This window comes from Streptomyces sp. BJ20, assembly GCF_022869105.1.
Taxonomy (GTDB): domain Bacteria; phylum Actinomycetota; class Actinomycetes; order Streptomycetales; family Streptomycetaceae; genus Streptomyces; species Streptomyces griseoincarnatus.
Map to the genome: position 1 here is coordinate 1,921,114 of NZ_CP094918.1, position 12,482 is coordinate 1,933,595.

A 12,482-nucleotide genomic window follows, 5' to 3' on the forward strand; every position below is an offset into this window, starting at 1 on the left:
CCACCTGATGACGACATTCACCACCGGCGCCGGCACCCTCACCCGGGACGCGCTCGCCGTGCTGCAACCGGGGTTCACCGGCACCACCGCACCCGACTGGGTGCGGCGCAGACTGGCCGAGGGCCTGGTCTCCGTCGCCCTGTTCGGCCGCAACGTCGCCGACGCCGAGCAGGTCACCGCCCTTACCGCCGCGCTGCGGGCCGAACGGGACGACCTGCTGGTGGCCATCGACGAGGAGGCCGGCGACGTCACCCGCCTCGAGGTCCGCACCGGCTCCTCGTTCCCCGGCAACCACGCCCTCGGCGCCGTCGACGACCCCGCGCTCACCCGGCGGGTGGCCCGCGAACTGGGCCGCCGGCTCGCCGCGTGCGGAGTCAACCTCAACTGGGCGCCCTCCGCCGACGTCAACGCCAACCCCGACAACCCGGTGATCGGCGTACGCTCCTTCGGCCACGACCCCGCCCTGGTCGCCCGGCACACCGCCGCCTACGTCGAGGGTCTGCAGTCCAACGGCGTCGCCGCCTGCACCAAGCACTTCCCCGGCCACGGCGACACCAGTGTCGACTCCCATCACGCGCTCCCGCAGATCGACGTGGACGCCACCACGCTGCACGAGCGGGAACTCCGCCCGTTCCGCGCCGCCATCGAGGCCGGCACCCGCGCCGTCATGACCGCCCACATCCGGGTGCCCGTGCTCGACCAGGACCGCCCCGCCACCCTCTCCCCGCGCATCCTCACCGGCCTGCTGCGCGACGAGCTCGGCTACGACGGCCTCATCGTCACCGACGGCATGGAGATGGGCGCCGTCGCCGGCACCTACGGTCTCGAACACGGTGTCGTGCTGGCCATCGCGGCCGGCGCCGACGCGATCTGCGTGGGCGGCGGACTCGCCGACGAGGACACGGTGCTGCGGCTTCAAGACGCCCTCGTCACCGCCGTGCGCTCCGGCGAACTGTCCGAGGAGCGGCTCGCCGACGCCGCCGCCCGGGTCAGGTCGCTGGCCGCGTGGACCACCGGCATGCGGCGCCCGCCCGCCGCCGACGACCCCGCGCCGGAGATCGGCCTGACCGCCGCCCGCCGCGCGGTCACCGTCACCCGCGCGGCCGGTCCCGCGCCGGTCACGGACCCCGTGTACGTCGCCACGTTCAGCCCCGCCCCGAACATCGCGGTGGGCGACGAGACGCCGTGGGGCGTCGGCACGGAGCTGGAACGCCTGCTCCCGGGCACCGTCACCGGCCACTTCACCGGGCCCGACGCCGGGGCCGAGGCGCTGCGCGCGGCGGACGGCCGACGGGTCGTCGCGGTGGTCCGCGACGAGCACCGCCACCCGTGGATGGGGGCGGCCCTGGACACACTGATCGCCGCCGGCCCGGACACGGTGGTCGTGGAGATGGGGGTGCCCCAGTCGACTCCCCGAGGCGCGGTGCACATCGCGACGCACGGGGCGGCGAGGGTCTGCGGGGTGGCCGCGGCGGAGGCGGTCCTGGCGGGCTGACCGAACGCCGGAGGGGCTGAGAACCAGCGCCCCTCCGGCGTTCGAGGAGCGGGGTCCGGGACGGAGCCCTCGGGGCGGGAAGGGAAAGCGCGGAGGGGGCGAACACCCCCGCCGTTCATGGGTGCAGTTTCTCGCCCTCGGCCAGCATGGCCACGAACTTCTCGATCCGCGCCGCCCGCGTCTCCGCCCGCTTCGCCTCCTCGATCCGATGCAGGATCGCATACCGATTCCGGCTGTCCAGCGCGTCGAAGAACTCCCGCGCCTCCGCAGGCGCAGCGTCCAACGCCGCCCGCAGATCGTCGGGCACGGTCGCCGTCCGCTGACTCGCGTACGCGGCCTCCCACCGCCCGTCAGCCTTCGCCCTCTCCACCTCCCGCAGCCCGGCCGGCCGCATGCGCCCCTGCTCGATCAGATCCAGCGCCTTCCGCCGGTTGACCGCGGACCACCGGCTCCGCGCACGGCGCGGGGTGAAGCGCTGCACCCAGTGCGTCTCGTCCAGACTCCTCTTGTGCCCGTCGATCCAGCCGAAGCACAGCGCGGACTCCAGCGCGGTGGCGTAGTCGACGCCCTTCAGCCCGGACCCCTTCCGAGGAATCTTCAGCCACAGCCCCTCCGCGTCCCCCTGATGCTCCTCCAGCCACGCCTCGAAGTCCTCCTGGGTCTCGAAACCCAGCACCGGCCCTGTCGTACCGCCCGTCCCACCTGCCATGCGCCCATGCAAGCCCGGTTCGGCGGCCGGGTCAACGGCCGCCCGACACCGGGGTGTTGCGGGTGAAACGATGGCGGAGCGTGTCGTTATTGGGCCGAACGGGTGACCATGGGTAAGAATTGGCCGATGCAGACAGCCAGCGCGACAGGGGACGGAGCATGCCGGTGAGCAGCCACGATGTCACCGACGAACAGTGGGAGGGGCTCGCCCAGGTCGTGCCGCTGCGGGGCCGCGACGCATGGCCGTCCTCGGTCGGCCACCGCGCCGTGCCCGAGGCCCCCACGGAGGCGCGGCGCCGCTTCGTCGTCCTCCGTGTGAACGTGTTCGCGGACGCCCGGGAGGTCGCCGAGACCCTGATGTCCGGCATACCCGTCCTCCTCGACCTGACAGGCGCGGAACCGGACGTCGCCAAGCGCGTCCTCGACTTCAGCACGGGCGTCGTCTTCGGCCTCGCCAGCGGGATGCACCGTGTGGACCGCAACGTCTTCCTGCTGACACCGGAGGGCATGGAGGTCACCGGGCTGATGGAAGGCGTAGGGGCGCCCGGCGCGTGACGGTCCACGCGCCCCGCGCGCACGGATCGGCGCGCCGTCCGTTCGTAGGAACGACCCCCTGAGGGAACGGTTCGGCGGCAGCGGAAGCGTTTAGCGTCCGGCGCATGACCCCGCCGCCCCCGCCCCAGCCGGTCGCGACGACGCCCCCGCCGCCCGCCGCGCCGCCCACACACGCGCGCGTGGATGCCGGGCAGGCCCGGCGCCCCTCGCTGCCGCGGGTCACCGAGCTGCTGCTCTCCGCCTTCGCCGGGCACCGGGGCACCACGTTCCGGCTGGGCGACCTGACCCTGCTCGCCGGCCCCAGCGGCACGGGCAAGACCACCGCGCTGCGCGCGTACGAGGCGCTCGCCCGGCTCGGCGGCGGGGCCGAATTGGGTGAGGTGTTCCCGGACCCGTCGGCCTGTGTCCCGGAGCGGGCCCGGCCCGACGCCCAGCGTCGCCGCGGCTTCCGCATCGGCTGCACCGCCGACGGTCCCGAAGGCCTGGTCCGCCTGGAGGTCGCCGTCCAGGCGGAACCCGAACTGCGCATCGTGGGGGAGAGGCTGTCCGCCGACGGCCTGGTCCTGCTGGAGACCGCGCTGCGCGACCCGAGCCGGCGCTCCGTGCAGGCCGCCTGGCACACGGCGGGCGCCACCGCCGTCACCCGTGCGCCCCTCCCCGACGACCGTCTCGGCACCGCGCTGCTTCCCCTGCGCGTGGCCGGCACGACCGAGGGGCAGCTCCGCGTGCTGGCCGCGGCCGAGCAGATGCTGGTGGCGCTGCGCTCCGTCTTCCCCTGCGACCCCCGCCCCGAGCGGATGCGGGACCCCGTCCCGGCGGGCAGCGGGCGGCTGCTCCCGGGCTGCGAGAACCTCGCCGACGTGCTGTGGCGCACCCGCTCCGAGTGCACCCGCCGCCACGCCCTGCTCGTCGACGCGGTGCGCGTCGGCTGCGCCGGACCCGTCGCCGACCTGCTCGCCGAGCCGTGCGCCGGAGGGCGCCTGGTGCGGGCCGTACTGGACCGCGGCAACGGCGCCCGCACCACGCTGCGGCGGCTCGGCGACGGCGAACTGCGCTACACCGCCCTCGCGCTGGTGCTGCTGACAGGACCCGGTGTGCTGGAGGCCGACGTGCCCGGCGAGGTCCCGACCGCCCTGCAGTGCCTCACCGTCCTCGCCGACGGCCTGGACCGGGCGCAGGATCCGGCTCAGCGCGCGGCCCTGCTGGCGCTGGCGTCGCGGATGTGCGAGCGGGGGCACATCCGCCTGGTCGGCGCGGTGAGCGACGCGACCTGGGCCGCCGGGGTGTCCGGGGCGACCGTGGTACACCTGAGGCGTGACTGACCCGCACGACGACGCGTCCCGGCCCGCCGGCCTGCCCGCGCTCCAGCGGCGCCTCGCCGACTTCGCCGCCGCGCGGAACTGGCAGCCGTACCACACGCCCAAGAACCTCGTCGCCGCGCTCGGTGTGGAGGCCGCCGAACTGCAGGAGATCTTCCAGTGGTTGACGCCGGAGGAGTCCGCCCGCGTGATGGACGACCCGGACAGCGCGCACCGCGTCACCGACGAGGTGGCCGACGTGCTCGCCTACCTCCTCCAGTTCTGCGAGGTCCTCGGCGTCGACCCGCTGGCCGCGCTGGCCGAGAAGATCGACCGGAACGAGCACAGGTTCCCGCTGCCGGACCCGGAGCGGTCCGGCGCTCCGCCCCACGCCTAGGAGCCACCCCTTCCGCTCTTACGCTCCGTGGTCGAACATTCGACCCGACACCCAGGGCTGTCCACAGATTTCGGACTTCCTCTGGCCTTTTGTCTCACAGAGCTTCACTCTGGGTAGTGAACAAGGGAGTTCAACGGATGCGGACGCGTGGGCAGCGCGTCGGACAGACGGGGGCAGCGCATGGACGCTGTGCGGCTCATCGTGACGAGCAGGAGGGCCCTGGCCGCCGGCGGCGGGGTCCCGGATCTGCTGACCGAGGTGTGGCAGGCGCAGGCCCTGGCCCAGGCGATAGGGAGCCGCCTGGCCCTCGCGGGTCCGCCGCACCTGCGTGGTGAGGCAACAGGGTTGGCCGATCTGGCCGGCCACGGCATCGGCGTCCTCGACCGGGCGCCGCTGGATTCCGGTGAGCCGCGCGCGGCCCGGCTCACCGAGCTGGGCGACACCCGCGCGTGCCTGATGCACCTGGGCGGCCTGCTCGGCGACGTCGGCATCGCCCTGGTCGGCATCGCCTGCGCCGCCGACGACGAGGCGACGTACTGGAGCTGTGTCGAGGCCATCGACGCGGCGGACGAGGCCCGTGACCGCGTCCGGGACATGCTCCGCAAACTGGCGGAGCGGGAGGCGGCGCTACCTCGGCGGGAGGCAGGCTGACCGCCCGCCTCCCTCGCACCCGTCGGAGCACCCGCCGAAGCCGGCCGAACGCGACCTCGCAGTGCGGTCGCGGCGCCATCGGGGAGCAGCGCGGCTGGGACCTGTCCGGCACCCGGCGCCGTCTGGCCGCCGCGGCCGCCTGCGCCGCGGCCCTCGCCCTCCCGCTCCGCCCCGCCCGTCGGCGCCCTCGGCCGCGGTCCGCTTCAGACGTCTTCGGGCCCGCGCGGCCGCCCCGCCCGGTACAGCCCTCCTCGCTGTCGGGTCGTCCGTCGGCGCCCTCGGCCGCGGTCCGCTTCAGACGTCCTCGGGCCCGCGCGGCCGCCCCGCCCGGTACAGCCCTCCTCGCTGTCGGGTCGTCCGAGCCGAGGACGAAGAACAGGGCCGGGCGAACGTGCTGGGCGGCCCGCAGCCCGCCTCAGACGCCCGGACCGTTCCCCGAGCCCTCCCCGGCGGCCCCCCCGACCTCCGCCGCGCACCCTCCGCCTGACGGCCCTGACGGCCCTGACCCCCCTGACGCCTCGCTCTTCCCGCCGGCCCCCTGAAGCTCCGCGTCCAGCGCGGACAGGTCCGCGTTCAGCGCCGCCATCAGCAAATCCATCTGCGCGAGCAGACCCCCCTGCGGCCCTCCGGTTGCCGCCCCGCCCCGCTGCGGCACACTGCTCTGCTCGTCCGACATGACGGCCCCCTCGGCCCATGGCCCCGCCCGGGGCCGACACGGTGACGCCCCGGCGTCACAGGGCCGGCGCGGGCGCCGGACGCTCCGGCTCCGAACGAGCCAACGATCTTCCCCACCCCCGGTCACGACCGGCCGTACCACCGGCGTGCGACGAGGCACGCCGACGGCCCCCGCGCGCCCCCGTCCCGGGGAACGTGCAGGATAAGAGGCATGGATCTGCGCATCTTCACCGAGCCCCAGCAGGGGGCCACCTACGACACCTTGCTCACCGTCGCCAAGGCCACCGAGGACCTCGGCTTCGACGCCTTCTTCCGCTCCGACCACTACCTGAGCATGGGCTCCGGGGACGGCCTGCCCGGTCCCACCGACGCCTGGATCACCCTCGCCGGACTCGCCCGCGAGACCAAGCGGATCCGTCTCGGCACACTCATGACGGCCGGCACCTTCCGCCTGCCCGGCGTGCTCGCCATCCAGGTCGCGCAGGTCGACCAGATGTCCGGCGGCCGCGTCGAACTCGGCCTGGGCGCGGGCTGGTTCGAGGAGGAGCACAAGGCGTACGGCATCCCCTTCCCCAAGGAGAAGTTCGCCCGCCTCGAGGAGCAGCTGGAGATCGTCACCGGCCTGTGGGCCACCGAGGCCGGCAAGACCTACGACTTCCACGGCACCTACTACGACCTCACCAAGTCGCCCGCGCTGCCCAAGCCGGCCCAGTCCAAGGTGCCCGTGCTGATCGGCGGCCACGGCGCCAGGCGGACCCCGCGCCTCGCGGCCCGGTTCGCCGACGAGTTCAACATTCCCTTCGCGTCGGTCGAGGACTCCGCTGCCCAGTTCGAGCGGGTCCGCGACGCCGCCCGTGAGGCCGGACGCGACCCCGGCGAGCTCGTCTACTCCAACGCCCTCGTGGTCTGCGTCGGCCGCGACGACCAGGAGGTGGCGCGCCGCGCCGCCGCGATCGGCCGCGAGGTCGACGAGCTGAAGGCGAACGGCCTGGCGGGCTCCCCGGCCGAGGTGGTCGACAAGATCGGCCGCTACGCCGAGGCCGGCTCCCGGCGCGTCTACCTCCAGGTGCTCGACCTGTCCGACCTGGACCACCTGGAGCTGATCTCCTCCCAGGTCCAGTCCCAGCTGTCCTGACCGGAGCACAGGGCGGAGCCGTCCCACCCGGGGCGGCCCCGCCCGGCAGGCGCGCGAAAAATGCGCGGACCGCCGCGACGCCTTCCCTGTACGTTGGGCCGACACCGAAATCCCGGTGTGTCCCCCCAGCTCAGAAGGTGTCTCGAGGTGTGACTCCGTGTTCCTGACGATCAGTACCACCGGATCCGCGCAGCGCCCGGCGACCGACCTCGGTCATCTGCTGCACAAGCATCCCGAGAAGGCGCAGGCGTTCTCCACGTCGTACGGCACGGCGCACGTCCTCTACCCCGAGGCGGACGCCGAGCGCTGCACGGCGGCGCTGCTGCTGGAGGTGGACGCGGTGGCACTGGTCCGGCGCGGCAAGGGCAAGGGCCGCGGCGGCGCACCCGACGCCGCCCTCGCCCAGTACGTCAACGACCGCCCCTACGCGGCCTCTTCGCTGCTCGCCGTCGCCCTCGGCTCGGTCTTCTCCAGCGCCATGCGCGGCGTGTGCACGGCGCGTCCGGAGCTGCCGGGCGCCCCGCGGCCGCTGCGCATCGAGGTGCCCGCGCTGCCCGCGCGCGGCGGCGCCGACCTGGTCCGCCGCCTCTTCGAGCCGCTCGGCTGGACGGTCACCGCCGAACCCGTGCCGCTGGACACCGAGTTCCCGGAGTGGGGCGACTCCCGCTACATACGCCTGACCCTTCTGGCCGCCGACCTCACCCTCGCCGAGGCGCTGCGCCACCTCTACGTGCTGCTCCCCGTCCTGGACGACGCCAAGCACTACTGGGTCTCCCCGGACGAGGTCGACAAGCTGCTGCGCGCCGGCGACGGCTGGCTGGCCGCCCACCCCGAGCGGGAACTGATCACCCGCCGCTACCTCTCCCACCGCTGGTCGCTGACCCGGCAGGCGAACGAGCGGCTGGAGCTGGTACGGCTGGCCGAGGCGGACGACAGCGAGGTCGAGGACCTCGACAACGCCGTCGCGCCGGAGGCCGAGGACGAGGAGAAGCCGACCCCGCTCGCCGTGCAGCGCCGCGAGGCGATCCTCGGCGTGCTGCGCGCGTCCGGCGCCGCCCGGGTGCTCGACCTCGGCTGCGGGCAGGGCCAGTTGGTGCAGGCGCTGCTGAAGGACCCGGCGTTCACCGAGATCGTCGGCGTGGACGTGTCGATGCGGGCGCTCACCATCGCCTCCCGCCGCCTGAAGCTGGACCGCATGGGGGAGCGGCAGGCGTCCCGCGTCACCCTGCTCCAGGGCTCCCTCGCCTACACCGACAAGCGCCTCAAGGGGTATGACGCGGCCGTGCTCAGCGAGGTGATCGAGCACCTCGACCTGCCGCGGCTGCCGGCGCTGGAGTACGCGGTGTTCGGGTCGGCCCGCCCTCGGACCGTCTGCGTGACCACCCCGAACGTCGAGTACAACGTGCGCTGGGAGAGCCTGCCGGCCGGGCACGCCCGGCACGGCGACCACCGCTTCGAGTGGACCCGTGAGGAGTTCCGCGGCTGGGCCCGCACCGTCGCCGAACGGCACGGGTACGCCGTGGAGTTCCTGCCCGTCGGGCCGGACGACCCCGAGGTCGGACCGCCCACCCAGATGGCCGTGTTCCGGCTCGGCACCCCGAAGGAGGCGAAGGCCGCATGACCACCACCGACACCACCGCGGCCGCGCGCGGCCGTGCCCTGCCGGTCACCGACCTGTCCCTGGTCGTGCTGATCGGCGCCTCCGGCTCGGGCAAGTCCACCTTCGCGGACCGTCACTTCAAGCCGACGGAGGTCATCTCCTCCGACTTCTGCCGGGGTCTGGTCGCCGACGACGAGAACGACCAGAGCGCCTCCCGTGACGCCTTCGACGTGCTGCACTACATCGCGGGCAAGCGCCTCGCGGCCGGCCGCCGCACCGTCGTCGACGCCACCAGCGTGCAGCAGGACGCGCGGCGCCAGCTGATCGACCTGGCCAAGCAGTACGACGTGCTGCCCATCGCCATCGTGCTCGACGTGCCCGAGGAGGTGTGCGCCGAGCGCAACGCGGCCCGCACCGACCGCGCGGACATGCCCCGCCGGGTCATCCGCCGCCACACCCGCGAGCTCCGGCGCAGCCTGCGTCACCTGGAGCGCGAGGGCTTCCGCAAGGTGCACGTGCTGCGCGGCGTGGAGGAGGTCGAGCACGCCACCGTCGTCACGGAGAAGCGGTTCAACGACCTCACCCACCTCACCGGCCCGTTCGACATCGTCGGCGACGTCCACGGCTGCTCCTCGGAGCTGGAGGCGCTGCTCGGCAAGCTGGGCTACGTCGACGGCGTCCACCCGGAGGGCCGCACCGCCGTGTTCGTCGGCGACCTCGTCGACCGCGGGCCCGACAGCCCCGGCGTGCTGCGCCGCGTGATGACGATGGTCAAGTCGGGCAACGCCCTGTGCGTGCCCGGCAACCACGAGAACAAGTTCGGCCGCCACCTCAAGGGCCGCAAGGTCCAGCTCACCCACGGACTCGCCGAGACCGTCGCGCAGATGGAGGGCGAGAGCGAGGAGTTCCGCGCCGAGGTCCGGGAGTTCGTCGAGGGACTGGTCAGCCACTACGTCCTCGACGGCGGCAAGCTCGTGGTCTGCCACGCCGGCCTGCCCGAGAAGTACCACGGCCGCACCTCGGGCCGGGTCCGCGGCCACGCCCTCTACGGCGACACCACCGGCGAGACCGACGAGTTCGGGCTGCCCGTGCGCTACCCGTGGGCGGAGGACTACCGCGGCCGGGCCGCCGTCGTCTACGGCCACACGCCCGTGCCCGAGGCGACCTGGCTCAACAACACCATCTGCCTGGACACCGGCGCGGTGTTCGGCGGCAAGCTCACCGCGCTGCGCTGGCCGGAGCGCGAGCTCGTCGACGTACCGGCCGAGCGGGTCTGGTACGAGCCGGTGCGGCCGCTGCGCACCGAGGCGCCCGGCGGGCACGAGGGGCGTCCGCTGGACCTGGCGGACGTGCACGGACGGCGGGTCGTGGAGACCCGGCACATGGGCCGGGTGACCGTACGGGAGGAGAACGCCGCCGCCGCGCTGGAGGTGATGAGCCGGTTCGCGCTCGACCCGCGGCTGCTGCCGTACCTGCCGCCGACCATGGCGCCCACCGCCACCTCGCAGCTCGACGGCTACCTGGAGCACCCGGTGGAGGCGTTCGCCCGGTACGAGCAGGACGGCGTGGCCCGGGTGGTGTGCGAGGAGAAGCACATGGGCTCGCGCGCGGTGGCCCTGGTGTGCCGTGACGCGGAGACGGCGGCCCGCCGGTTCGGCGCGTCCGAAGGCGGGACGGGCTCGCTGTACACCCGTACCGGCCGGCCGTTCTTCGACGACGCGGACGTCACCGAGGAGATCCTCGGCCGGCTGCGCACGGCGGCCGGCGAGGCCGGGCTGTGGGAGGAACTGGAGACCGACTGGCTGCTGCTCGACGCCGAGCTGATGCCGTGGTCGCTGAAGGCGTCCGGGCTGCTGCGCACCCAGTACGCGGCGGTCGGCGCCGCGGCCGGCGCGGTCCTCCCCTCCGCCCTCGCGGCCCTGGAGGGCGCCGCGGCCCGCGGGATCGACGTCGGTGAGCTGCTGACCCGCCAGCGCGAGCGCGCCGGTGCGGCGGCCGGGTTCACCGACGCCTACCGGCGCTACTGCTGGACCACCGACGGACTGGAGGGCGTGCGTCTCGCGCCGTTCCAGATCCTCGCCGTCCAGGGGCGCAGCCTGGCCGCGCTGCCGCACGACCGGCAGCTCGCCCTGATCGACCGCATGGTCGAGCACGACGCCACGGGCCTGCTGCAGACCACCCGCCGGCTCTACGTCGACACCGCCGACCCCGAGTCGGTGCGGGCCGGCGTCGACTGGTGGCTGGAGATGACCGGACGCGGCGGCGAGGGCATGGTCGTCAAGCCGGTCGGCGCCCTGGCCCGCGACGGCGCCGGACGGCTGGTGCAGCCGGGCATCAAGTGCCGCGGCCGGGAGTACCTGCGGATCATCTACGGTCCCGAGTACACCCGCCCGGAGAACCTGTCCCGGCTGCGGTCCCGCTTCCTCGGCCACAAGCAGTCCCTCGCCCTGCGCGAGTACGCCCTCGGCCTGGAGGCCCTGGACCGGCTCGCCGGCGGGGAGCCGCTGTGGCGCGTCCACGAGCCGGTGTTCGCGGTGCTCGCCCTGGAGTCCGAGCCGGTCGACCCGCGCCTGTGAGGCGGGCGGGGGCGGAGGGGCGACCCTCCGTCCCCGCCCGCGTCCCGCGTGCGGCGGACGGGATTCGGCAAGGGCAGGGGTGAACCCGGGTCCGGGCGGTCAGGATGGAGGCATGACCTACCACGTCGACTCCGAGGCCGGGCGGCTGCGCCGCGTCATCCTGCACCGGCCCGACCTCGAGCTCAAAAGGCTCACCCCGAGCAACAAGGACGCGCTGCTCTTCGACGACGTGCTCTGGGTGCGCCGGGCGCGCGCGGAGCACGACGGCTTCGCGGACGTGCTGCGCGACCGAGGCGTCACCGTCCACCTCTTCGGCGACCTGCTCACCGAGACGCTGGAGCTGCCCGATGCGCGCGCGCTCGTGCTCGGCCGGGTCTTCGACGAGAAGGAGTACGGCCCGCTGGCCACCGACCATCTGCGCGCCGCGTTCGAGACGCTGCCGGCGCCGGAGCTGGCCGAGGCGCTGATCGGCGGCATGACCAAGCGGGAGTTCCTCGACTCCCACCCCGAGCCGGTCTCCGTGCGCTTCCACGCGATGGAGCTGGACGACTTCCTGCTCCGCCCGCTGCCCAACCACCTCTTCACCCGCGACACCTCCGCCTGGATCTACGACGGCGTCGCCATCAACGCCATGCGGTGGCCGGCCCGGCAGCGGGAGACCGTGCACTTCGAGGCGATCTACCGGCACCACCCGATGTTCCGCAGGGAGTCCTTCCACCTCTGGTCCGAGGGGCAGGCCGACTACCCGTCCACCATCGAGGGCGGGGACGTGCTGGTCATCGGCAACGGCGCGGTGCTGATCGGGATGAGCGAGCGCACCACCCCGCAGGCCGTGGAGATGCTCGCGCACAAGCTGTTCGCGGCCGGCTCGGCGCGCACCATCGTCGCCCTCGACATGCCGAAGAGACGCGCCCTGATGCACCTCGACACCGTGATGACCATGGTCGACGGCGACACCTTCACCCAGTACGCGGGCCTCGGCATGCTCCGCTCGTACACCATCGAGCCGGGCGCCGACGAGAAGGAACTGAAGGTCACCGACCATCCGCCGGAGCACATGCACCGGGCGATCGCCGCCGCGCTCGGCCTGAGCGAGATCCGGGTGCTGACCGCCACCCAGGACGTGCACGCGGCCGAGCGTGAGCAGTGGGACGACGGCTGCAACGTCCTGGCCGTCGAGCCGGGTGTGGTCGTCGCCTACGAGCGCAACGCCACCACCAACACCCACCTGCGGAAACAGGGCATCGAGGTGATAGAGATCCCCGGCAGCGAGCTGGGCCGTGGCCGGGGCGGGCCGCGCTGCATGAGCTGCCCGGTCGAGCGGGACGCCGTATAGGACGGGCGGGGACCGGCTCTGTATAGAATTGCAGGTCGTCGTATAGACTTCCATGG

General features: G+C 73.8%; 10 protein-coding genes. 9 read left to right on the top strand and 1 reads right to left on the bottom strand.

The features are described 5' to 3' along the window. Positions 1-7: 7 nt before the first annotated feature. Complete coding sequence (locus tag MTR79_RS08850) at positions 8-1,495, top strand: glycoside hydrolase family 3 protein (protein WP_086704751.1); 1,488 nt, start codon at positions 8-10, stop codon at positions 1,493-1,495. A gap of 115 nt (positions 1,496-1,610) precedes the next feature. Here the strand turns inward: MTR79_RS08850 and MTR79_RS08855 are convergent, their stop codons facing one another. Next, positions 1,611-2,204 (bottom strand): YdeI/OmpD-associated family protein, encoded by a 594-nt coding sequence (locus tag MTR79_RS08855; protein WP_189363364.1) that lies wholly within the window; start codon positions 2,202-2,204, stop codon positions 1,611-1,613. A 158-nt stretch (positions 2,205-2,362) separates the two neighbouring features. Between MTR79_RS08855 and MTR79_RS08860 the strand changes: the two genes are divergently transcribed. The 8 genes from MTR79_RS08860 to MTR79_RS08895 all read left to right on the top strand — a co-directional run bounded on the left by MTR79_RS08860 (position 2,363) and on the right by MTR79_RS08895 (position 12,426). After that, on the top strand, positions 2,363-2,758 hold the full coding sequence (locus MTR79_RS08860; protein ID WP_033274109.1) for a cell division protein SepF: 396 nt from the start codon (positions 2,363-2,365) through the stop codon (positions 2,756-2,758). Positions 2,759-2,862: 104 nt separating this feature from the next. Next, positions 2,863-4,080, top strand: coding sequence for an ATP-binding protein (locus tag MTR79_RS08865; protein WP_244789689.1), 1,218 nt, complete (start codon positions 2,863-2,865; stop codon positions 4,078-4,080). After that, positions 4,073-4,453, top strand: a complete 381-nt coding sequence (locus tag MTR79_RS08870) for a nucleotide pyrophosphohydrolase (RefSeq protein WP_048456092.1) — start codon at positions 4,073-4,075, stop codon at positions 4,451-4,453. The genes MTR79_RS08865 and MTR79_RS08870 overlap by 8 nt, the downstream gene beginning before the upstream one ends. Before the next feature lie 180 nt (positions 4,454-4,633). Next, complete coding sequence (locus tag MTR79_RS08875) at positions 4,634-5,104, top strand: DUF6099 family protein (RefSeq protein ID WP_086704981.1); 471 nt, start codon at positions 4,634-4,636, stop codon at positions 5,102-5,104. Positions 5,105-5,990: 886 nt separating this feature from the next. Continuing rightward, complete coding sequence (locus tag MTR79_RS08880) at positions 5,991-6,914, top strand: LLM class F420-dependent oxidoreductase (protein WP_048456091.1); 924 nt, start codon at positions 5,991-5,993, stop codon at positions 6,912-6,914. A gap of 157 nt (positions 6,915-7,071) precedes the next feature. Continuing rightward, positions 7,072-8,535 carry a 3' terminal RNA ribose 2'-O-methyltransferase Hen1 gene (locus tag MTR79_RS08885; RefSeq protein WP_086701561.1) on the top strand — a complete coding sequence of 488 codons (1,464 nt, stop codon included), beginning with the start codon at positions 7,072-7,074 and terminating at the stop codon, positions 8,533-8,535. Then, on the top strand, positions 8,532-11,090 hold the full coding sequence (locus tag MTR79_RS08890; RefSeq protein WP_244789690.1) for a polynucleotide kinase-phosphatase: 2,559 nt from the start codon (positions 8,532-8,534) through the stop codon (positions 11,088-11,090). The genes MTR79_RS08885 and MTR79_RS08890 overlap by 4 nt, the downstream gene beginning before the upstream one ends. A gap of 112 nt (positions 11,091-11,202) precedes the next feature. Continuing rightward, entirely contained in the window at positions 11,203-12,426 is a 1,224-nt protein-coding gene (locus MTR79_RS08895; RefSeq protein ID WP_086701558.1) for an arginine deiminase, read from the top strand. Positions 12,427-12,482 lie beyond the last annotated feature (56 nt).

Coding starts and splice junctions, on each gene's coding strand:
- MTR79_RS08850 (WP_086704751.1), top strand. CDS start 8: ATGACGACATTCACCACCGGCGCCGGCACCCTCACCCGGGACGCGCTC.
- MTR79_RS08855 (WP_189363364.1), bottom strand. CDS start 2,204: ATGGCAGGTGGGACGGGCGGTACGACAGGGCCGGTGCTGGGTTTCGAG.
- MTR79_RS08860 (WP_033274109.1), top strand. CDS start 2,363: ATGCCGGTGAGCAGCCACGATGTCACCGACGAACAGTGGGAGGGGCTC.
- MTR79_RS08865 (WP_244789689.1), top strand. CDS start 2,863: ATGACCCCGCCGCCCCCGCCCCAGCCGGTCGCGACGACGCCCCCGCCG.
- MTR79_RS08875 (WP_086704981.1), top strand. CDS start 4,634: ATGGACGCTGTGCGGCTCATCGTGACGAGCAGGAGGGCCCTGGCCGCC.
- MTR79_RS08880 (WP_048456091.1), top strand. CDS start 5,991: ATGGATCTGCGCATCTTCACCGAGCCCCAGCAGGGGGCCACCTACGAC.
- MTR79_RS08890 (WP_244789690.1), top strand. CDS start 8,532: ATGACCACCACCGACACCACCGCGGCCGCGCGCGGCCGTGCCCTGCCG.
- MTR79_RS08895 (WP_086701558.1), top strand. CDS start 11,203: ATGACCTACCACGTCGACTCCGAGGCCGGGCGGCTGCGCCGCGTCATC.